The sequence below is a fragment of the Orbaceae bacterium lpD01 genome (assembly GCA_036251705.1).
Classification (GTDB): Bacteria; Pseudomonadota; Gammaproteobacteria; order Enterobacterales; family Orbaceae; genus Utexia; species Utexia brackfieldae.
On sequence record CP133959.1, the window covers coordinates 1880864 to 1902449 of the forward strand.

The 21586-nt window shown below is 39.4% G+C and carries 18 protein-coding genes, 4 tRNA genes and 1 pseudogene; 11 read left to right on the forward strand and 12 right to left on the reverse strand.

Annotation, left to right across the window (positions count from 1 at the left end; translation table 11 throughout):
* Window positions 1-120: 120 nt before the first annotated feature.
* The 4 genes from RHO15_08400 to aguB all read right to left on the reverse strand — a co-directional run bounded on the left by RHO15_08400 (window position 121) and on the right by aguB (window position 5098).
* Window positions 121-1392 carry a phosphatidylserine decarboxylase family protein gene (locus RHO15_08400; GenBank protein ID WVD63491.1) on the reverse strand — a complete coding sequence of 424 codons (1272 nt, stop codon included), beginning with the start codon at window positions 1390-1392 and terminating at the stop codon, window positions 121-123.
* A 105-nt stretch (window positions 1393-1497) separates the two neighbouring features.
* Entirely contained in the window at window positions 1498-3009 is a 1512-nt protein-coding gene (locus RHO15_08405; protein ID WVD63492.1) for a basic amino acid/polyamine antiporter, read from the reverse strand.
* A gap of 75 nt (window positions 3010-3084) precedes the next feature.
* Window positions 3085-4185, reverse strand: coding sequence for an agmatine deiminase (gene aguA / locus RHO15_08410; GenBank protein ID WVD63493.1), 1101 nt, complete (start codon window positions 4183-4185; stop codon window positions 3085-3087).
* A gap of 1 nt (window position 4186) precedes the next feature.
* Window positions 4187-5098 carry an N-carbamoylputrescine amidase gene (aguB, locus tag RHO15_08415; protein WVD63494.1) on the reverse strand — a complete coding sequence of 304 codons (912 nt, stop codon included), beginning with the start codon at window positions 5096-5098 and terminating at the stop codon, window positions 4187-4189.
* 807 nt (window positions 5099-5905) lie between these two features.
* Between aguB and guaB the strand changes: the two genes are divergently transcribed.
* A complete protein-coding gene (guaB, locus tag RHO15_08420) occupies window positions 5906-7372 on the forward strand; it encodes an IMP dehydrogenase (GenBank protein ID WVD63495.1) in 1467 nt (488 codons plus the stop codon).
* Window positions 7373-7466: 94 nt separating this feature from the next.
* On the opposite strand, the gene pgm is transcribed toward guaB, so the two are convergent.
* Entirely contained in the window at window positions 7467-9107 is a 1641-nt protein-coding gene (gene pgm / locus RHO15_08425) for a phosphoglucomutase (alpha-D-glucose-1,6-bisphosphate-dependent) (protein WVD63496.1), read from the reverse strand.
* Window positions 9104-9643: a replication initiation negative regulator SeqA gene (seqA, locus tag RHO15_08430; GenBank protein WVD63497.1), complete on the reverse strand. Its 540-nt coding sequence runs from the start codon at window positions 9641-9643 to the stop codon at window positions 9104-9106. The genes pgm and seqA overlap by 4 nt, the downstream gene beginning before the upstream one ends.
* A 479-nt stretch (window positions 9644-10122) precedes the next feature.
* Here seqA and RHO15_08435 point away from each other — a divergent pair, with 479 nt between their 5' ends.
* Window positions 10123-10602: a glycine zipper 2TM domain-containing protein gene (locus tag RHO15_08435; GenBank protein ID WVD63498.1), complete on the forward strand. Its 480-nt coding sequence runs from the start codon at window positions 10123-10125 to the stop codon at window positions 10600-10602.
* Window positions 10603-10627: 25 nt separating this feature from the next.
* Entirely contained in the window at window positions 10628-11032 is a 405-nt protein-coding gene (gene gloA / locus RHO15_08440; protein WVD63499.1) for a lactoylglutathione lyase, read from the forward strand.
* A 68-nt stretch (window positions 11033-11100) separates the two neighbouring features.
* Here the strand turns inward: gloA and RHO15_08445 are convergent, their stop codons facing one another.
* The 4 genes from RHO15_08445 to moaC all read right to left on the reverse strand — a co-directional run bounded on the left by RHO15_08445 (window position 11101) and on the right by moaC (window position 13208).
* Window positions 11101-11802 (reverse strand): Bax inhibitor-1/YccA family protein, encoded by a 702-nt coding sequence (locus RHO15_08445; protein WVD63500.1) that lies wholly within the window; start codon window positions 11800-11802, stop codon window positions 11101-11103.
* 228 nt (window positions 11803-12030) lie between these two features.
* Window positions 12031-12477 carry a molybdopterin synthase catalytic subunit MoaE gene (gene moaE / locus RHO15_08450; protein WVD63501.1) on the reverse strand — a complete coding sequence of 149 codons (447 nt, stop codon included), beginning with the start codon at window positions 12475-12477 and terminating at the stop codon, window positions 12031-12033.
* Window positions 12478-12723, reverse strand: a complete 246-nt coding sequence (gene moaD / locus RHO15_08455; protein WVD63502.1) for a molybdopterin synthase sulfur carrier subunit — start codon at window positions 12721-12723, stop codon at window positions 12478-12480. It lies immediately after the preceding gene.
* On the reverse strand, window positions 12720-13208 hold the full coding sequence (gene moaC / locus RHO15_08460; GenBank protein WVD63503.1) for a cyclic pyranopterin monophosphate synthase MoaC: 489 nt from the start codon (window positions 13206-13208) through the stop codon (window positions 12720-12722). Before moaC ends, moaD begins: the two co-directional genes overlap by 4 nt.
* 145 nt (window positions 13209-13353) lie before the next feature.
* On the opposite strand from moaC, the gene RHO15_08465 reads away from it, so the two are divergent.
* The 8 genes from RHO15_08465 to RHO15_08500 all read left to right on the forward strand — a co-directional run bounded on the left by RHO15_08465 (window position 13354) and on the right by RHO15_08500 (window position 18185).
* Window positions 13354-13968 (forward strand): TIGR04211 family SH3 domain-containing protein, encoded by a 615-nt coding sequence (locus RHO15_08465; protein WVD63504.1) that lies wholly within the window; start codon window positions 13354-13356, stop codon window positions 13966-13968.
* Window positions 13968-15188: a multifunctional CCA addition/repair protein gene (locus RHO15_08470; GenBank protein WVD63505.1), complete on the forward strand. Its 1221-nt coding sequence runs from the start codon at window positions 13968-13970 to the stop codon at window positions 15186-15188. The genes RHO15_08465 and RHO15_08470 overlap by 1 nt, the downstream gene beginning before the upstream one ends.
* Before the next feature lie 229 nt (window positions 15189-15417).
* Window positions 15418-15494: transfer RNA gene (locus RHO15_08475), tRNA-Met, on the forward strand.
* 17 nt (window positions 15495-15511) lie between these two features.
* Window positions 15512-15596: transfer RNA gene (locus tag RHO15_08480), tRNA-Leu, on the forward strand.
* A 22-nt stretch (window positions 15597-15618) separates the two neighbouring features.
* Window positions 15619-15693, forward strand: a tRNA-Gln gene (locus RHO15_08485).
* A 156-nt stretch (window positions 15694-15849) separates the two neighbouring features.
* Window positions 15850-15924: transfer RNA gene (locus RHO15_08490), tRNA-Gln, on the forward strand.
* Between the two features lie 968 nt (window positions 15925-16892).
* The gene (locus RHO15_08495; GenBank protein ID WVD63506.1) at window positions 16893-17288 is read left to right on the forward strand and encodes a hypothetical protein; all 396 of its coding nucleotides are present in this window, start codon (window positions 16893-16895) and stop codon (window positions 17286-17288) included.
* Window positions 17289-17531: 243 nt separating this feature from the next.
* A complete protein-coding gene (locus tag RHO15_08500; GenBank protein ID WVD63507.1) occupies window positions 17532-18185 on the forward strand; it encodes a hypothetical protein in 654 nt (217 codons plus the stop codon).
* 367 nt (window positions 18186-18552) lie between these two features.
* Here the strand turns inward: RHO15_08500 and lpdA are convergent, their stop codons facing one another.
* Together lpdA and aceF are read right to left on the reverse strand one after the other, a co-directional pair.
* Window positions 18553-19977, reverse strand: a complete 1425-nt coding sequence (lpdA, locus tag RHO15_08505) for a dihydrolipoyl dehydrogenase (protein ID WVD63508.1) — start codon at window positions 19975-19977, stop codon at window positions 18553-18555.
* A gap of 15 nt (window positions 19978-19992) precedes the next feature.
* Window positions 19993-21570, reverse strand: a pseudogene (aceF, locus tag RHO15_08510) (pyruvate dehydrogenase complex dihydrolipoyllysine-residue acetyltransferase).
* Window positions 21571-21586 lie beyond the last annotated feature (16 nt).

A 21586-nucleotide genomic window follows, 5' to 3' on the forward strand; every position in this document is an offset into this window, starting at 1 on the left:
CTTTATCCTAGCCCTTGATAAGACTAGCATAAGCAGCTAAGCTTTGGTTAATCAAACAGTACTACCCTGTTTTTGACTCAGTCATACAGCCTTTTATCGATGTAATAACATAGTCATCTTTTATGCTTTACGCGATTTTACCGTAGCTAAACGGGCATTAATTGGAATATTATGACTATCTAAGCTTGGTGTTTGGCCATGTAAATCAAATTCTAAATCAACATCTGGTCCGAAGAATAAGCAATGTGTTGAGCCACCAAAATGGAACATACCGAGCTCCTGACCTTTTTCGATACGCTGACCTTCAAATACACGAATATCACAAGTAGAGACTTCAGCCATACCAATCGCCATAAAACACATCAAGCCAATATCTGGGTTATCTGATTCAATAAAAATTAAACCACGTGTCGCCACTTCAGCGATATAACCTTGTGCATAGTCTGGACCGGCGGGATCTAATCCAACACTACGCGTTTGAGAATAATAAGTCCCTTCAATCAGACGCGTTTTTACAACTCGGCCTGAGACTGGTGAATGCCAACGATGATAACTCAGTGCACTTAAAAATGCCTGATAGATAGTCCCGCCAACAAACTTCTCAACAAATGGATCATTATCCATCATAAATTGTAATGCATAAGGTTGGGCTTTAATCCAGAAATTATCACGTAATTGTACATTATGCGCTAAACGATATGGCGCAGATTCACAAGCATTGACGATCACTGCATTATTATCAGGTTCAGCGACTGGTCTCACACCCTCACGGAACTTACGCGTGAAGAAATCATCCCATGATTTAAAACCATAATGAGGTAAGGTTGGATCACACTCAAAATCATTGACGAAAGTCGGCATCGCTTTTTTCGCATCTTCACCAAACCAACCTTTCTTCGGATCATCACTTAACACTTCAGTACTTTCATAAGATTGTAAAAATAGACCCCACTCATCGAGCATGGTTTTTAAATGGACATTCACTTTATCATCGATAAAACCGGCCCAGCCACCCTCGGTCGCCATTGACCAGTCTAAAATAGCATTAAACGGACAACCGACTAAACCTGTTTCATCAAATTCTGGTGCATGCGTCATGATCACATTAAATAGCTTTAACATGTGTTGATAATCACGAACTTGCGGTAAACCTGAGGGCGATGTAGTCAGTTTTTTTGAGACTTGATCAAACATTTGCGTAAAGAACATATAGGCTTTGGCATCGCTTTCGATAAAGTCTTTCAAACCTTGTACTGACGGTAATAGCGGCCCGGTGTCCTGGTCAGCTTTCGCCATAATTTTACTCATCCAAGTCGTTAATGTTGCTTGATCTGATGGCATCCATTTACCAACAGTAAAAGTTTTTTGGCAAGGTTTCATTTCAGTATTCATAATAATCTCTCTTCAGTGTGATGTTTGCGTAATCTCAAACAAAATACAGCTAACTTGATCACTGCTGATGCATTCATGCGTGAAGCATCTACAGCATAATTTTCTTTAAGGCTGATAAACTTCAGGTAAAGCGCCGGTAAATAGCATGACTAAAGTCACCACCGCAATCGCAACCAAAGCAATCGCAACTATCAGTTCAATCTTATTAAAGACAGGTTCATTCGGTGCTTTTTCCTTGCGTGCCCAGATGAAGACGATCAAACCAATCGAATATATCACCGTTCCTGCGAGTAAATATTGCAAACCGGCAGAATAAACCAGCCATAAACCATATACAGTTGCCATTACACTTATGAATAACGCAGCTTTCGCTGTATGCATCGCTTTTGCTGGATACTGTTTATTCGCGATTAATTTCCATAAATAAGCGGCTGAACCAATATAAGCGGGTAAAATAACCACACCGGTAATTGATAACATCACATTCCATGCATTGTTAGAGAAGTACACTAACAACATTGCTATCTGCATAATGACCGTTGAAACCCAAAGTGAGACAGAGGCTATACCTTGAGAATTTGTCTTAGCAAATATCTTAGGAAACGTACCATCTTTACCGCAAGCCCATGGTAATTCTGCGACCAATAAGGTCCAAACTAACCAAGATGAAAGCAGCGCAATAATCACGCCAACATTAATCACAACACCGCCCCACGTACCCACCAACTGTGTCAGAATAGCGGCAGTTGAAGGTGGTGCTAAATGAGCCATTTCGCCTTGTGACATAAAACCAAATGGCACAATAGAGATAAGTACATATAAAATAGATACGGTTAAAAAACCAAAAATTGTGGCTTTACTGACAGTACGTGGATTCGCTTTATCAGACATGACAACGGCACCTTCAATACCGATATACATCCATAAAGTCACCAGCATGGTACTTTTGATTTGATCAAGAATATTACCAAGAGGTTTATCTTGCAGCGCACTATTCGAGACATTGCCCCAAAAATCAGACGTAAATAAGTGACCAGAGAAACAAAAATAACCCGCAATAATAATGAATAGAATAATTGGCACAAATTTAGCAATGGTACCAATATTATTGAGAATAGATGCGCCTTTTACACCACGCATAACAAAGATACCCAATAACCAAATACAAACTGACGCAACTAAAACGGCTTGCCAGGTATTCCCGCCGGAAAAATAAGGTGGGAAGAAATAGTTTAACGCGTCCATCAGTAAGACGGCATAGCCAACATTACCAAAGGCGGCTGACATCCAGTATCCCCATGCGATGAGAAAACCAACCAGCTTACCAAAACCAACCCGAGAATACATATAGATGCCAGATGTCATATCTGGACGAACATCGGCAAGAATTTGGAACGTTCTTGCCAGGAAAAAGATCCCGATAATCGTCACAGCCCAGGCAATCAAGATGGCACTTAATGCCGCTGACTGCGCCATATTTTGTGGAATATTAAAGACACCGCCACCGAACATTGCACTGACAACCAACAATGTCATTGCTAACACGCCGATCTGTTTTTTAGCGCCGCCGTTTGCCGTGCCTGCTGCTACATTACTATTAGATGATGAATCTGCCATGAATTCCCCTTCAATAAACTCATCTCAAAAATTAAGTTATCATGCATCACAGCCACTAAGCTGTGATGCATAATGCTATAGACGACCGCTAGGGATCTGTTGTGTAATACAGTGAATATTGCCACCACCTAATAAGATTTCACGGCTTGGTACACCAATAATCTTATGATCAGGGAAAGCTTCTTGAACGACTTTAATCGCATTTGCATCTGTTTTTGGATCAAACTGAGGCAAAATAATACGACCATTAGTAATTAAAAAGTTCACATATGAACCAGCTAAACGGTGTCCTGCTTCTCGATTCATACCAGGACTGGTTTGAATCGTACTCGCCTCTTCAGGTGTGATATATAGCGGACCAGGCTGCTGCAATTTACGAACTAATAGTTGACGACCTTTCGCATCAGTGGCTTTTTCTAAAACGTCTAATGCGGCTTTTGAACGTGCATATTGTGGGTCTGTTTCATCATCTGTCCAGGTTAATAACAACTCTCCAGGCTTAGAGAAACAGCACATATTATCGATATGTCCTGAAGTTTCATCTTCGTATACGCCTAATGGTAACCAGATAATTTTATCGACATTGAGATAATCACGTAAAAAATCTTCAATTTGTTCTTTGGTTAAGCCAGGATTTCGATCCGGATTTAAATGCACTTCTTCGGTCACAATACAGGTACCGTCACCATCAACATGAATACCACCACCTTCAATCACAATCCCAGCCTGATAACGTTTAAATTGATGATGTGATAGAATTTGTGGTGCGACTTGCTCATCTTTATCCCAAGGATAGTAAAGACCGCCTTTTAAACCACCCCATGAGTTAAAGATCCAGTCGATACCGCGTCTTTCACCTTGTCCATTGATAACCATGGTCGGACCACAATCACGCGCCCATGCATCATCACTTTCCATCGGCACAATGGTGACCGCTGAAGGTAAAATTCGTTTAGCTTGATCAATTAACTCTTCAGGAACACCCATAAATACAGGTGTTACGGCACTAATTGCTTCGGCAATCGCTGCATAGTTTTGCTGGGCTGGTCTGGCACTTTCACGCCAGTTATCAGCACGATAAGGCCATAACATCCATACTGCTTCATGCGCAGCCCATTCGGCAGGCATCCAAAAACCATCATTACTCGGGCGTGTTGCTAACGTTGTGAGTTCCATATTATTCTCCTTTTGTCACAGTGAATTCGTGCTTACCATCTGAACTTGAAATGATGTTATACATATTTGGTCTACGATCGCGGAAGATACCCCACCAATCGCGTTGCTTCGCGATTTCATCTAAATCAAAGGTATGTACAAAAGCACCTTCAGTGGTTTTATCAGCTTGAACAACAAGCGCACCAGTTTGATCTGCAATAAATGAAGAACCATAAAACGTAATATCTAAATCTTTGTTAAATTTACTCACTTCTTTACCAATACGATTAGCTGCAATTACTGGCGTCATATTTGCACCAGCAGCACCTTGCTGAACGCGCGTCCAGTGAGGTTGACTATCATAAGTTTCCACACCTTCACCCGGTTCACTGCCAATCGCTGTTGGATGGAAAATAAGCTCTGCACCCATGAGTGCTAATGAACGCTGTGTTTCAGGGAACCATTGATCCCAGCAGATACCGACACCAATTTTGGCATATTTAGTATTCCAAACACGGAATCCTGTATCACCGGGTGTAAAGTATTGTTTTTCTTGATAACCGAAATCATTCGGAATTTGTGTTTTTCGATAAACATCTAATACTGTGCCGTCAGCATCAATCACAACTAATGAATTAAAATACGCATGATTAGCTTTTTCAAAGAAAGATAATGGAATCACCACACTTAACTCTTTTGCCACTGCTTGGAAGTGCTTAATTAAAGCGCTATCATTCACTGATTGTGCAATTTCAAGATGTCTCATATCTTGATCGATACAAAAATAAGGGGTCATAAATAATTCTTGCAATAAAACAATATTGGCCCCTTTCGCATGCGCTTCTCTCACTAATTTTTCAGCACGGGCAATATTATCTTGAATATCCCAAGTACAGTGCATTTGGGTTGTCGCTACAGTTACTTTTCTACTCACAGTGGAGTCTCCTTGTTAAGTCTCAAAATTAGATATTCGTTAAATAAATAATTACATTCATGAATAATTCAGCTATAATGTTGATCTAAATCAATTAATTCCGATTTTCCTGTCAATTTAACTCATCACTAAAATAGAATTAATCAGTTCGGTTTATTCATGTTTCGAAATTGAATATATAGGATTAAAAAACTGAAAAATAGCTTACTTAAGTAGATTAACGCTTTATTTTTCGAAAAATAGGTTTATTTTCTTTTAATCTACAAACAAATAATTAGATTAAACTTATTTAACAATTTTAAAAAAATGTCAGGAAAGGGACATTAATCCCCCAAAAATAGATTATGAAAATGGGATAAAAGTAAAATAAAAGTACGGATTTTAATAATAACAATATGATTAATATAGAAATAAATAAAACCATCGAATTGTTAATAAATCGAAATGAATTGCTCAAATAAATAGCACATATTATGTAAAAACACTACAGCACAAAAGGTTAAAAAACATTAAATGATTGAAAGTAACATTTTCAGTCAATCGATTCATCCCTCCCCTTCTTCATGAACTTACTTAGCCCCATTTTTAAATTGAAATAGCCTTTAAATACATATCAATTTTGACTGGGTAATTCGTGTCTCATATTAAAGTTATCCAGAATAATACCGGGTGAATAAGTGATGGAAAAAAGAGAGAAATCAATAAACATCAACGAGAAATAGAGATAAATAACTGGATTTTTCGAACAAAAGCCTGTAATATGCACTCGCAATATTTTATCAACTTTAATTCACGGTGAATATTGCCATGTCAAGAATCATAAAAGAAGCCCTCACATTTGATGATGTCCTGTTAGTCCCAGCACATTCCACAGTTTTACCCAACACAGCTGATCTCTGCACACAATTAACCCAAACGGTTAGACTGAATATCCCGATGCTATCTGCCGCGATGGATACGGTGACAGAAGCCAAATTAGCGATTGCTCTCGCCCAAGAAGGCGGCATTGGTTTTATTCATAAAAATATGCCGATTGAGCGCCAAGCTGAAGAAGTTCGCAAAGTGAAAAAACATGAAAGTGGTGTTGTTCAAGACCCCGTCAGCATTTTACCCACAGCAACAATTAAAGATGTGATTGAATTAGCCAAAAAACATGGCTTTGCTGGTTTTCCGGTGGTTAATGAACAGAACGAATTAGTCGGTATTGTCACAGCGCGTGATGTCCGTTTTGCCAACGATTTAGCGTTACCGGTCACGGCTGTCATGACACCAAAAGAGAAACTCGTCACCGTACTTGAAGGTGAGAAACGTGGTGTCGTTCTTAAACAGATGCATGAACATCGCATTGAGAAAGTGCTGGTCGTTGACAAACAGTTTCATCTGAAAGGTATGATTACCGTCAAAGATATTCATAAGGCAGAAGAAAAGCCCAATGCTTGTAAAGATGAACAAGGCCGTTTACGGGTTGGCGCAGCGGTTGGCGCGGCACCTGGTAATGAAGAACGTATTGCCGCATTAGTCGATGCCGGTATTGATGTCCTACTGATTGACTCCTCTCATGGCCACTCAGAAGGCGTTTTACAACGCATTAAGGCAACTCGTGAAGCTTATCCAGATCTGCAAATTATTGGTGGTAATGTCGCAACAGCTGAAGGTGCTTTAGCCTTGATAAAAGCCGGCGTCAGCGCGGTTAAAGTCGGTATTGGCCCGGGTTCAATTTGTACAACCCGTATCGTAACCGGTGTCGGTGTACCACAAATCACCGCGATTATGGACACCGCAGAAGTTGCTCGACAATACAATATTCCCATTATTGCTGATGGTGGCTTACGTTTCTCTGGTGATATTGCCAAAGCAATTGCGGCAGGCGCATCTTGCGTCATGGTCGGTTCCATGTTTGCCGGTACAGAAGAAGCACCTGGTGAAATCGAGTTATTCCAGGGACGTGCCTATAAATCTTACCGTGGCATGGGTTCATTAGGTGCGATGACCAAAGGATCTTCTGATCGTTATTTTCAGTCAGATAATGCGGCAGATAAACTGGTTCCTGAAGGTATCGAAGGTCGTGTAGCTTATAAAGGTTATCTGAAAGAGATCATTCATCAGCAGATGGGTGGATTACGTTCATGTATGGGATTAACTGGCTGTGCCACTATCGAAGCATTAAGTACCAAAGCACAATTCAATCGCATTACTGGTGCTGGTATGCAAGAGAGTCATGTCCATGATGTTTCGATTACTAAAGAGTCACCCAATTATCAGCGCTTAACGTAATCATTGAGGCCAATTCTCAATCTCATTGATTGAGATCAAAAAAAGCACGACATATCGTGCTTTTTTTATTTTAAAAATAGATATCCGAAAATAACTATTTAATCACCCCAGAAACTAATTGTTGCGCTTCTTCTTGTAATTGTGCCAGATGATTTTGACTAATAAAGCTTTCGGCATAGATTTTATAAGCGTCTTCAGTACCTGATGGCCTTGCGGCGAACCAGCCATTTTCGGTGATCACTTTCAGCCCGCCAATCGGCGCACTATTAGCCGGTGCGGTGGTGAGTGCTTGTTTGATCGACTCCCCGGCCAATGTATCGGTTTTTAATTGCTTAGCATCCAGTTTTGCTAACTTCTGCTTTTCAGCAAAAGTCGCCGGCGCTTGAATACGGCCGTAGAAAGAGGTACCAAATTTATCGGTTAAACGATCATATTGCTGCTGTGGATTATTATCCGTTTTGGCCATCATCTCTGCGGCTAATAAACAGAGTACCAGACCATCTTTATCCGTTGTCCAAACTTGGCCATTATGTCTTAGTAAAGAACCACCAGCGCTCTCTTCACAGGCAAAACCCAAAGTACCATTAAATAATCCTTCAGCATACCATTTAAAACCAACCGGAAACTCTTGATACTGATGACCCAGTGCGGTTGTGACGCGATCGATCATCGAACTGGTCACTAAGGTTTTACCAATCATAATCGATTTATGCCAATCAGGACGATACTGCAAAAGATAATCTGTGACAGCAGATAAATAAGCATTGGGATTCATTAAACCAGACGGTGTCACAATACCATGTCTATCGGCATCGGTATCATTGCCAAAGGCTAAGTCAAATTGATCTTTAAGTTTAATTAGACCAGCCATGGCATGTGCACTTGAACAGTCCATCCGAATAGCGCCATCATGGTCAAGGTGCATAAAACCAAAGGCCGCATCCACTTTATCATTGACGATATTAAGATTAAGCTGATACTGCTCAGCAATCCTTGGCCAGTAACTGACTGCGGCGCCACCTAAAGGATCAACCCCCATCTTCACAGTTGAGTCAGCAATCGCCTTCATATCAATAACATTGGCTAAATCATCAATATAACCTTTTTCAAAGGCTTTTTCATGAACATAACCACTATGTAAAGCTTGTGACAGAGGCAGGCGCTTGATTTCTCGTAACTCACCACGTAAGAGTTCATTGGCTCTAAACTCGATCTCTTTGGTGATATCGGTATCAGCCGGCCCGCCATGAGTGACATTATACTTAATCCCGCCATCTTCAGGCGGATTATGGGATGGCGTGATCACGACGCCATCAGCCACCTGCGTTTTATGCTGCTGATTATAAGTAATAATCGCATGAGAGATAACTGGCGTTGGCGTATAGCCGTTATCTTGTGCAATAACGGTCATCACCTGATTGGCCGCAAACACCTCTAACAAGGATTTGAGCGCAGGTTCAGACAAAATATGTGAATCTTTACCCACAAAGCACGGACCTGTGATGTGATATTTTTTTCGAATATCAACAATCGCTTGGGCTATCGCTAAAAGATGGCATTCATTAAAAGTACTTTTACTGGCACTACCACGATGGCCAGAGGTACCGAAAATAACTAATTGAGAGGCATCATTTAAATCTGGTTTGATATCGTAATAATGCCCAACTAAAGTATCTAAATTAATGAGATCTTCAGCCAAAGATTGCGTCCCTGCTCGTGGATGAATTCCTGTCATTTTTTAACCTCAGGTTTAGTCATAAATGCGGCCGTGACTAAATCAATCAAGTTTTGCTCAATCGCCATATTTTTCATGATAGCTTCGATAATATAGCGTTTTCGAGCGGTATTATTGTTAGTGACAACCCAATAAGAGGTGCCGTTAATCTCTTTGGGTTTAGTGTTATTACCATGTTCAATTAATGCGCCTTCAGAGGTGGCTAAATAGCGTCGTTTACTACCGTGAAGAGAAGCGGCTGCGAGCGTAAAGCGACTACTATTAAAGCTATACAAGGCCGCTAATATCGCTAAGAAACGATTAACACTTTTCTTTTCTAGTCGAAACGCATCACTTTGCACAACTTGACTCAGTTCAACTAAATCGGTTCGTTCCGTATTGGCTCTGGCTCTTTTGCTGATAACTGGCACATTCGCGTCATTTAATTCATCTTGTGTCAGCAAACGACGAAGAATACTGGAGGCACTTTCACCAATATGTAAAGTTTGGCTTGCGATATACTGATATAGTTCGTCATCAATCTCGATGGTTTTCATAAGACTTATTTTCTCAACTTAAAATTAGATATAATATTCAATTACGAGTTTCAACTCACTTAATGTCACAAGACGATGATAGAACCTGGCCTAATCGAATTGGTTTATCATTTATGATATCATCATCCAGAGATTCACTTGAATCGCAATCACTATCAGATGACGAAGTAAGCGTATCATGGGTATCTGGTTGAGTTTGGTTAGTCTGACTAATGGTCGTTTCGCTACTAACGCTTTGCGGCTGTGCATCACGATTTTGTTGAGAGGGCTTACAGCTGATAAGAGATAAGAGTATGCATGAAAAGAACGCAATTTTTAAAGTGCGCATAGTATAATCCTGGTTGAAAATTTGTAAGATTATACTAAAAAAATCATATAAAATTAACTGCCATCGCATAAATAGTGAAAAAATTATTGAGTAAGTCTATAATTTAGGTTTATTGTGAGATGATTAATAATACATACTAAGAGGATATCATATGAAAAAACTCGTGGCTTTAACTGTCGCAGCAGGTTTACTTGCTGGATGTACTAGCTCTGATATTTATTCAGGCAATGTTTATACTGCAAATCAGGCAAAACAAGTTCAATCAGTTACCTATGGAACGGTTGTATCCGTCACACCGGTCAAAATACAGACTAATACCAATGCAAATGGCTCTTCATCAAATGTGTTAGGCACTGTTGGTGGTGGCGTTGTTGGTGGTATTTTAGGTAGTACTATCGGTGGCGGTGCAGGACGCGATCTTGCAGCCGCAATTGGCGCGATTGCCGGTGCTGTGGCTGGTAATGCAGTACAAAACGACGTAGCACAAGTTAATGCGGTACAATTAGATATTCGCCAGGAAAATGGTAATGTTATTTCTGTGGTACAAAAAGATTCATCAGGTCAGTTTTATGCAGGACAACCAGTAAAAATGATCGGTAGTGGTAATCAAATTAACGTTTCACCACGTTAATCATATTGATAACAAAAGGTTCGAAATGAGAATACTACATACGATGATTCGAGTTGGTCATCTTCAACGTGCGATCGATTTTTATACTCAAGTTTTAGGCATGAAGTTACTACGCTCTGCAGAAAATAAAGAGTATCAATATTCATTAGCGTTTGTCGGTTATACTGATGAAAGCGAGAACGCAGTGATTGAACTGACCTATAACTGGGGCGTTGAAACCTATGACCACGGCACAGCCTTTGGACATATTGCACTGGGTGTTAAAGATGTAGCTCAAACGTGTGAAATGATTAGGCAAGCTGGCGGTAAAGTGACACGTGAAGCAGGCCCGGTAAAAGGTGGAAGTACCATTATCGCTTTTGTTGAAGATCCTGACGGTTATAAGATTGAACTGATTCAAGATGATCAGTCTCATCATGCACTGGGTTAACACTATTTTTTGGTTTTCGATAGATTAAAAAGGGGCTGAAGCCCCTTTTTAATACGCTAAAGTATCAACTATCTTCGGTTACCTAAGATTCTTAATAAGAAGATAAATAGGTTGATAAAATCAAGATATAAAGTCAATGCACCTAAAATAACATAGCGGCGAAATGCATTCGAATCATCCGTAGATAAGTTTTCACCTAATGCTTTCAGTTTTTGAGTATCAAAGGCAGTTAATCCTGCAAACACGAAGACACCAATATAAGTGATTGCCCACATTACTGCTTCGCTTTTTAAGAATAAATTCACAATCGAGGCAATAACAATACCAATCAGTCCCATAAACAGAAAACTACCTAAACCCGATAAATCACGTTTAGTGGTATAACCATAGACACTGATCGCTGCGAACATACCAGTTGTAATAAAGAAAGTACTGGCAATTGACTCGCCGGTATAAACTAAGAAATAAATAGAAAAAGTTAAACCAGTTAAAATCGAATAAATCATAAATAACGCAGTAGCTGTTGCACCGGATAATTTATTAATCATACCTGATAAGACAAAAACTAAACCGAGTTGGGCAATTAATAGTACCCACATGCCTTTATATAACATCTGTAATAAGGCCATATTACCTGACGCATACCAGGCAACAAGTCCAGTTAACAGTAGACCCACACTCATCCAACCATACACCTGATTCATGTAGGTTTGAACACGCGATCCCGTTTTTTCAACGATAGAGCCATTTGAAGAATAACGATTATCCATTAAGAAACCCCTTAAAAAATAGAATTTAACCTTCTAATTATGCCATGACAAACAGCGATGTACTACTAAAAACTTTATCACTATCTGTCCAAAATTTAACTATCAATCTAAACATTCAAAACCTAAGCACGCGTTATCAAAGTCACTGATTTTTCATAAAACTGCAATATACTACTCTAAAGCCGTGTATTTCTATTGCCGTTTGATCACCTTTTATCTAAATGGGGATTAAAACCATTTTTTCAAGGCGGCCTGATCACTCTGTTTCGCTTCAACCCAAGCGTCACCCTGCTGGGTCTTTTCACGTTTCCAAAATGGCGCTTCACTCTTGAGTATATCCATCATAAACTCGGCTGCCGCAAATGCTGCTTTACGGTGAGGGCCACTAACCCCCACAAAAACGATCGCTTGATTAGCTAAAATCTCACCGATACGATGAATAATCACAATATGATTTAACGACCAACGCGCTCTGGCTTGCTCTGTAATCCGCCATAAAACTTGTTCGGTCATCCCTTGATAATGTTCAAGATAAAGGCTAAGCGTTTCCGACTCCAGCGTTCTAACTTTACCCATAAACGTGACTATCGCTCCATCTTGCGGATCAAGTGATAGCCACTCATTGAGTTCAGTTACATCAAACATGTCATTAGTCACTTCAATTCGTGTAGCCATTTAGCCTCCAGTTACCGGTGGAAAAAAGGCAACTTCATCCCCCGCTTTGATAATCCAATCATGTGCCACTAACGTTTTATTGACCGCACAAAGTACAGTTTTTTCTGTTAAGGCAAGTGACCATTTATCGCCTTGTGAAGCTAATAATGCAATCATTTGCGCAACGGTAAGATCATGCTTATCAAGATTTAATTCGTTCTGACCGACCATTTCTCTAATCTGAGCAAAAAATAGTACTTTTATCATAGACGCTCCGCCTTAAAATCACCGGATTTACCACCAGACTTAGTCAATAAACGAACTTGGCTGATAATAATATCTTTTTGTACCGCTTTACACATATCATAGATAGTTAAAGCCGCCGTTGAAGCCGCTACTAACGCTTCCATTTCAACGCCAGTTTGGCCATTTAAGCCACACAATGCCACAATATGAATACGATTATGGTCAAGATCAGGCTCAATACTGACGTCGATTTTAGTTAATAGTAACGGATGACAAAGTGGAATAATCTCCGCCGTTTTTTTAGCGGCCATAATACCCGCAATTCTCGCCGTAGCTAATACATCACCTTTTTTATGACGATCTTCAATAATCATCATTAAGGTCTCTTTTTGCATTTCTACATAAGCTTCTGCTTTGGCTTCTCGTTGGCTTAATGATTTAGCCGAAACATCAACCATATGTGCATCACCACGTTGGTTAATATGGGTTAAAGTTTGATTAGACATAATTTTATTCACATTCATTAATTATTTAATAAATTGATATCAAAGTTTATTTGATACGTGCTGTACTGTAACGGTTTTTTTTACGTGTTTTTTGAGTTTTATGTTATGATTATACAATCATTCGCTCAATAATTTACAAATAATCATGAATAAATATTTAATCTCCCTATTACTTTCTGCTTCCGTTTTTAGCACCGCAGCCATTGCTGCCGAAAAATACGTCTCTGATGATCTGTCAATCTATCTTCGTCGAGGCCCTGGCACACAATATGGGCTATCAGGTACACTTAATGCTGGCGACAAAGTCACGATATTAGAAACGAGTGCGGATGGTAAGTTTACTCGCATTCAAGACGAAAAAGGACGCGCAGCCTGGATAGAAACTTCAGCACTTAGTGATGTACCGAGTTTAAGGATTCACATTCCACAGTTAGAACAGCAAATCACTTCGCTGAAAGCGCAAATTAGTGAATTAGAGACATCACGCGGTACTGTTGTTCAGGACATACAAGATAAGCTATCTACGGCCAATCAAACGATTGATAGTTTAAAAACCGAAAATGAACAGTTGCAGGCTAAAGTCAACGAGCAGCAGCAAGTTGTCGATAGTGTGAATAATCAGCTGGATGAAAAACGCCAAAGTTTAATTCTAAACTGGTTCTTATATGGCGGTATCGTGGCAGGTGGAGGCTTAGTATTAGGTCTTATTTTACCGGCGATTTTACCTCGCCGTAGAAAGAAAGATCGCTGGATGAACTAATGAACATATATCTTGTTGGTGGCGCGGTTCGAGATGGATTGCTTAAGCAACCTGTTACCGATAAAGATTGGGTCATCGTCGGCACCACGCCTGAAGCGCTTATAGAACAAGGATATCAACAAGTTGGCCATGATTTTCCCGTTTTTCTCCATCCACAAACCAAACAAGAATATGCGCTAGCGCGTACCGAAAGAAAATCGGGAAAAGGTTATACGGGCTTTATTTGTGACTTCAATCCCCACATCACCTTAGAACAAGATCTTATTCGTCGAGATCTTACGATCAATGCAATTGCTCAGGATCAAAAAGGTCAATTGATTGATCCCTTCCACGGCATTGACGACCTTGAGCATAAAATCTTAAGACATATCTCACTCACTTTTCGCGAAGATCCTTTGCGGGTATTAAGAGTCGCCCGTTTTGCCGCAAGATTCCATTCGTTAAGCTTTACCATTGCCCCAGAAACACGGCTTCTAATGAAAGAGATGGTTGATGCTGGTGAAATCGATTATCTTACCCCTGAGCGTGTCTGGAAAGAGACAGAAAAGGCTTTAAAAACAGATTCGCCGCAAATTTATTTTTCAGTATTAAATCAGTGTGGTGCTTTAGCCGTTTTGTTTCCGGAATTCGTTCCCCTGTTTGCCCAAACGCATCATACTAAATTAGACTCACATAATCATACATCATTAGCCTTGCAGCAAAGTGCATTATTAACTCAGCAACCTGAGATTCATTTTGCCGTGCTCTGTCAAGGTATTGGTGAGACAGCATTATCAGAAACAGAACAAGCCATATCACGCTCAGATCATCATACTGCTGCGGCTAATCTAATTCGCCAGCTCTGTATTAGACTGAAAATACCCAATAGCTACCGGACCATTGCGCTGATTGCCCGTCAATACTACCGAGCAATCCTTATTGTTGAGCAGTTATCTGCAGAACAAATCCTGCAAATACTCAATGGTATCGATGTTTGGCGTCATCCAACACATTTAACTCAGCTACTGTTATGTGCTCAAGCAGATTTTATGGCAATGCCATCACAACAAAAGGCTTTCTCACAAGCAACCTATTTGACAAACATGTATCATGTTGCTGAAAAAATAGACGTGCAGAAAGTGATTGCCGATGGATTTAAACAAGCTGATATAAAAATAGAACTTGAAAAGCGTCGCTTAATGGCGATAAAGTCAGCAATCGAGACCACAGCGATCATTTAAATCGTGGGTTTTATAATAAATTTGTCGGTAAACAGCTGTTTTAACCTTAAATATTTTTAAGTAAAAACAACCCAAATTGTTAATAAAACAGGCAATAGTGGTGTTTTTTTAATAAGATTGATTATATCTCAAACAATCGAACATTTTTTTCAAAAAAAGGGTTGACGATTGGCGCTAAGAAACGCATAATTCGCATCGCAGTGTTGGTTATGACGTTGCGAATTGAGTTGGCTACGTAGCTCAGCTGGTTAGAGCACATCACTCATAATGATGGGGTCACAGGTTCGAATCCCGTCGTAGCCACCATAAAGAAAGATTGAAATGCGGGTGTGGCGAAATTGGTAGACGCACCAGATTTAGGTTCTGGCGCCGCGAGGCGTGTGAGTTCAAGTCTCTCCACCCGCACCATTCAATCGAGAGTATTTTTAGTTGGGGTATAGCCAAGTGGTAAGGCAGCGGGTTTTGATCTCGCCATTCCAAGGTTCGAGTCCTTGTACCCCAGCCATTTCTCTTATACATTAAGTGAGATGCTTCAGCATAAAGAGTGAAGTTTCCTATTTTATTCTTCAATATCATTAAAATAATTCATCCAATTAAATCGAGCATAAACTTACCCTCATGTAAGTTAGTTTTATTTATGACCGTCTTCTCAATTTTTTATTGGGGTATAGCCAAGCGGTAAGGCAGCGGATTCTGATTCCGCCATTCCGAGGTTCGAATCCTCGTACCCCAGCCATTAAAATCAAGCACTTACGTAATATTTTTTTGGCCTGAAATAATCAAAAAGAATATACAGCAAGAATATTATTGTCACTTTTAATTCGATAGACATCAAAAAAGACGACTTAAGCCGCCCTTATATTATTAATTTTTATTTTAAAGAAATTTGTTCTCTGGCATTAGTTCGTCCGCTTCTGCTGTTAAGTCTCACACTGTTTCTATAGCACTAAAAGCTATCTTATGATTAAATCCGACCCTGCATAATCGCCACTGTAAATTAACATTGTTGTGATCGACTTCACTGGTATTATTTTTTTGTATTCCGTCGTAATGTTTAATTTGCGATAAATTATTATATTTCATTGTTTATTTCCTTTCCTGGTTTTAATCAAGATCTAACTCCAAAGCTATAAAGCTATTAATCATTACTCATGTTAGTAAAAGTCACTGATAACTTGAAGTTAACACCTTATAATAGTCACAATAACAGAATTAAAGCGCAGATTTGCTTATCTATCTAACTTGTTTAAATGCCATTTTGGGCATCTATGATGAAATGATTTTAGGCGTTAACTCAATTAGCTATTCAGGAAAGGCTTACGATTCTGCCAAATGGTAGTGTGGAAATTAGTACAAAGCCAGTCCTAAGATATAATTGTAATAATAATGACCACATCAAGAATAATTTTATTCTTGGCTCCACATGGTATAAAAAAGTGATGATTGCATTATCGTAGAATAAATTAAAGGGCTATATGCCCTTTTGTATTTTTATCTAATCTGCTATTTTAATTAAAAAAATTATTAAGGTCGCGTATGAAATATATTCATATTCTTATTTTGTTAATGACGAATGATTTAACTTTTTTGAAAAAGTGTTGGGAAGTTGAATTTATAGCAAAAAAATTCAAGTGACGAAGACTTTTCAGGCGATTACGTGGAAATAACAATACATTTATCCCTTGGTGGAGACTGGTTAATGAAATGTACTGTCATGGAAATAAGAAGCAAAAAGAAATAGGCTTCAAGCTTGGGCAAAAAGTGAATATAAGATACGGTATAGAAATAATGATCGGAGCTAAGATTGGATATAATTTTACAATAGATCACTCCTCTGGCATTGTTATAGGTGCATCAGCGGTCATAGGCAAAAATTTTTCAATTCGGCAAAATACCACCATTGGCGGCTGCAATGTCAATATAGGTAATAATGTTTTTATCGGTCCAAATAGCTGCATAGTATCTTGTACCCCAAATCAACCGCTAGTAATTGGCGATAACGTTACTGTAGGCGCAATATCTTTCATCAATAAAGATATTCCTGACAATTGTACTGTTTACACTGAAAAAACTAACAAGATCATAATAAATCTTAAATAATCATTTTTTTGATCGTTCTATATTTTTTTCAACAGTAACACGGCTATTTTCATTAAAACGAACGAAGAGTGACTTATGAGATTGAGAAACTGGATTTACCAAAAAACAGGGATTAAATTAAAAAAACTCAATTACCGTTTAAACTCATTGAGCTAGCATCAAAAAAATAGCTTAACTAATACAAATAAGATAGAGATTTTAGCCATTGGATCTTCACATGGCGCGTACTCTTTTAACTCACCTATGATACCAAATGCTTTTAATCTTTGCTCTACAAACCAAGATTTATATTATTCCCTCAATCTTTATGACAAAAATCAGATAAATCATCCAGAGTTAAAAAAAGTGATACTTTATTTTTCCGTTTTTTCAACTGGTTACGATTCCAGTAAAACATCAGAAAGAGATCTTTGTGTTTATTTTAAAAACATATTCGATATTGAATATCAAAATAAAAATATAGTTATTGATCCTGTTTTTAATCAAAATAAAAAAATTAAAATAAAAAATAACGAGTTACAACACATAGAAAGTTGCTTTATTCATAATCCAAATTTTATAATCGATAATAATTTAGAAAATAGAGTTCAAGGTCATTTGCGTGAAAATAGAAGATTACCAAATCAAATTAAAAACTTACTTGGTTTGATTAAAAAGTGTAAAACTAATGGCCATGAATTAATTATCATTTTGCCACCAGCCAGAAGTGAATATAAACATTTAATTGAAGTCGATATATTTAACGAAATCCATCAAATTAGCCAATCTTATAACTTAAAAATAATTGACCTTTTTAACTATGATTTATTCACGGATGATGACTTTGGTGATAGTGATCATGTCAATATAAATGGCGCTAATAAACTAACCAATATAGCCAAAAATGAAATTAGCTGATAATGAATCCTATAATTCATTTACGTCTTATAATGCAGCATGCATACAGTATTCTGGTGTCAATTTTTTGACTCATAACATGGATAAATTCGGAAATACGATTTAAAGCAGCTATAACAATCAATATTAATGCGTTTTTATAAATTAGGTGTAATAACCAAAATAACAAGAATTTAGCTTTAATTCCGGACGGTGACTAAAAAACAACAAAAGTAACTGGTTTATGAGCACTAAATAGTGATAATTTATTTTTATCCATAAATAGTGCTAAGAATGAATTCGCTTAGAAAATAGTTTTGATCGATAAAAATAAGCCTCAGTATTGCTACTGAGGCCCGCTCACTAAAGGAATAATAAATTTAACTAACTACTTCTTTTTTGCTTTTGCATTGGGCAAATCGGTAATCGAACCTTCATAAACCTCAGCTGCAAGGCCGATTGATTCATGTAACGTAGGATGAGCATGGATAGTCAGCGCAATATCTTCGGCATCACAGCCCATTTCTATTGCTAAAGTGATTTCACCCAATAGTTCACCACCATTGACACCCACAATGGCACCACCGATAACCCGATGTGAATCTTTCTCAAAAATTAATTTGGTCATCCCTTCTGCACAATCGGAAGCAATCGCGCGTCCCGAGGCAGCCCATGGGAAAATGGCCGTTTCATAATTGATATTTTTTGCTTTGGCTTCTTTTTCAGTCAAGCCCACCCAAGCAACTTCAGGTTCAGTATAAGCAATCGATGGGATCACTTTTGGATCAAAATAATGTTTCTTACCAGCAATAACTTCAGCCGCCACGTGTCCTTCATGAACACCTTTATGTGCCAACATCGGTTGTCCGACAATATCACCAATCGCGTAGATATGCGGTACATTCGTTCGCATCTGTTTATCGACTTCGATAAAACCACGGTCAGTCACCGTCACTCCAGCATTTTCAGCAGCAATCAATTTACCGTTAGGTGAACGACCAATCGCGACTAAAACCGCATCATATTGCTCTGTCACGACTTTACCGTCTTTATCTTCCATGGACACATGAATAGCGTCAGGTTTCGCTTCAACTTTTGTCACCTTAGTTTGTAACATTAAAGTGAATTTCTTCTCGATCTGCTTAGTAAAGACCTTAACTACATCTTTATCTGCAGCCGGAATGACTTGGTCAAGCATCTCAACCACGTGCACCTGTGAACCTAGCGCATGATAAACCGTGCCCATCTCTAAACCGATAATACCACCGCCCATCAGTAACAGACGTTTAGGAATCGATTTTAGAGCTAATGCATCAGTTGAGTCCCAGATACGCTCATCTTCATGGGGAATAAAAGGTAACTGAATAGGTCGTGAACCTGCTGCAATAATGGCATTTTCAAACGTAATCACCGTCGCTCCATCGGCCGTATCAACAGACAGCGTATGACTACCAGTAAATTTAGCTTCGCCTTGTACCACATTCACTTTACGCATTTTTGCCATACCAGCCAGGCCACCGGTCAGCTGATTAATGACTTTCTCTTTCCAGCCACGCACTTTATCTAAATCCAGTTTAGGAATGCCAAACTCAATACCATGTGAGGTCAATGACTTAGCTTCATCCATCACTTTGGCAACATGCAGTAGTGCTTTAGACGGGATACAACCCACATTAAGGCAGACCCCACCTAAAGTAGCATAACGTTCAACTAACGTCACATCCAAGCCTAAATCAGCCGCACGGAAGGCCGCCGAATAACCGGCTGGCCCTGCACCTAACACTACAACTTGTGTTTTAATCTCTTTACTCATTTTCTCAGCCCCTTATTACATCACTAAACGACGTAAATCGGATAGTACCGTTGCAATGTGGCTCAAGAATCTTGCGCCATCTGCGCCATCAATAACACGATGATCAAATGATAATGACAGTGGTAACATTAAACGTGGTTTGAATTCACTGCCGTTCCATACTGGCTTCATACTTGAACGCGAAACACCTAAAATACCGACTTCAGGGGCATTGACGATCGGCGTAAATGCATTGGTACCAATACCACCCAGGCTAGAAATAGTGAAACAGCCACCTTGCATATCACCGCCGGTTAATTTACCATCACGCGCTTTTTTCGAGATTTCAGCAAGTTCACGTGAAAGTTGCATAATGCCTTTTTTGTTAACATCCTTAAACACCGGGACCACTAAGCCATTTGGTGTGTCAACAGCGACGCCAATATTGATATATTTCTTCACGATCAAGGTTTGCGCATCTTCAGACAGCGAACTGTTAAAGCGTGGATAAGCTTCTAACGCGCTAGCCACCGCCTTCATAATAAAGACTAATGGCGTGATCTTAACATCCAGTTTTTTCTTGTCAGCTTCGGTATTTTGTTGCTTACGGAACGCTTCAAGATCAGTAATATCCGTTTCATCAAATTCAGTGACATGCGGAATCATCACCCAGTTACGGTGTAAGTTAGCGCCTGACACTTTTTGAATTTTGGTTAATGGCAAAGCTTCTACTTCACCAAATTTACTGAAATCAACTTTCGGCCATGGTAATAGTCCAGGCAACCCACCGCCAGAAGCAGTGCCACTCTCCACCTGTTTGACCGCATTTTTAACATAGTTTTGTAAATCTTCACGTAAAATACGTTTTTTCAATCCAGTTGCGGGTACTTTAGTCAGATTCACGCCAAACTCACGCGCTAAACGTCGAATTGATGGCGTTGCATGTGCATAGGCGTCATTTTCAATAAAACTATCGGCACCGGCTGCTTGTGGCGCAGGTGCTGTGGTTGGTTGCGATTTAGCTGGTGCTGGTGCTGATGCTGGTTGTGCTGGCGCCGAAGCTGCAGCGGGCGTCGATTGACTTCCGGCAACTTCAAAAATCATGATGTGACTACCTGTAGAGACTTTATCACCAACAGCAACAGAAATGGATTTAACTTTACCGGCAACCATGGATGGAATTTCCATCGAGGCTTTATCACCTTCAACGGTCAATAATGATTGATCAACACTGACGGTGTCACCCACCTTGACCAGAATTTCAGTGACTTCAACTTCATCACCGCCAATATCCGGGACGCTAATAGTTTGTTGACTCACACTGTCACTAGCCGCGGCTTGCGGTGCAGGTGCGCTGGCAGCTGGCGCTGGCGTTGAAGCTACAGCACTATCTGCTGCTTCAAATTCCATAATCGGCATACCGGTTGACACTTTGCTACCCACAGCAATCGAGATTGATTTAACAATACCCGCTTGCGGCGCAGGGATCTCCATTGAGGCTTTATCACCTTCAACAGTTAACAAAGACTGATCAGCGTCAACTTTATCACCAACTTTAACTAAGATTTCAGTGACTTCAACTTCGTCACCACCAATATCTGGTAATTTAATTTCAATACTCATATTCGTT

Bases quoted from the DNA above. Each gene is read 5' to 3' on its own strand.
- RHO15_08400 (WVD63491.1), bottom strand. From the start codon at position 1,392: ATGAATACTGAAATGAAACCTTGCCAAAAAACTTTTACTGTTGGTAAA.
- RHO15_08405 (WVD63492.1), bottom strand. From the start codon at position 3,009: ATGGCAGATTCATCATCTAATAGTAATGTAGCAGCAGGCACGGCAAAC.
- aguA (WVD63493.1), bottom strand. From the start codon at position 4,185: ATGGAACTCACAACGTTAGCAACACGCCCGAGTAATGATGGTTTTTGG.
- guaB (WVD63495.1), top strand. From the start codon at position 5,906: ATGTCAAGAATCATAAAAGAAGCCCTCACATTTGATGATGTCCTGTTA.
- pgm (WVD63496.1), bottom strand. From the start codon at position 9,107: ATGACAGGAATTCATCCACGAGCAGGGACGCAATCTTTGGCTGAAGAT.
- seqA (WVD63497.1), bottom strand. From the start codon at position 9,643: ATGAAAACCATCGAGATTGATGACGAACTATATCAGTATATCGCAAGC.
- RHO15_08435 (WVD63498.1), top strand. From the start codon at position 10,123: ATGAAAAAACTCGTGGCTTTAACTGTCGCAGCAGGTTTACTTGCTGGA.
- gloA (WVD63499.1), top strand. From the start codon at position 10,628: ATGAGAATACTACATACGATGATTCGAGTTGGTCATCTTCAACGTGCG.
- RHO15_08445 (WVD63500.1), bottom strand. From the start codon at position 11,802: ATGGATAATCGTTATTCTTCAAATGGCTCTATCGTTGAAAAAACGGGA.
- moaE (WVD63501.1), bottom strand. From the start codon at position 12,477: ATGGCTACACGAATTGAAGTGACTAATGACATGTTTGATGTAACTGAA.
- moaD (WVD63502.1), bottom strand. From the start codon at position 12,723: ATGATAAAAGTACTATTTTTTGCTCAGATTAGAGAAATGGTCGGTCAG.
- moaC (WVD63503.1), bottom strand. From the start codon at position 13,208: ATGTCTAATCAAACTTTAACCCATATTAACCAACGTGGTGATGCACAT.
- RHO15_08465 (WVD63504.1), top strand. From the start codon at position 13,354: ATGAATAAATATTTAATCTCCCTATTACTTTCTGCTTCCGTTTTTAGC.
- RHO15_08470 (WVD63505.1), top strand. From the start codon at position 13,968: ATGAACATATATCTTGTTGGTGGCGCGGTTCGAGATGGATTGCTTAAG.
- RHO15_08495 (WVD63506.1), top strand. From the start codon at position 16,893: ATGTACTGTCATGGAAATAAGAAGCAAAAAGAAATAGGCTTCAAGCTT.
- RHO15_08500 (WVD63507.1), top strand. From the start codon at position 17,532: ATGATACCAAATGCTTTTAATCTTTGCTCTACAAACCAAGATTTATAT.
- lpdA (WVD63508.1), bottom strand. From the start codon at position 19,977: ATGAGTAAAGAGATTAAAACACAAGTTGTAGTGTTAGGTGCAGGGCCA.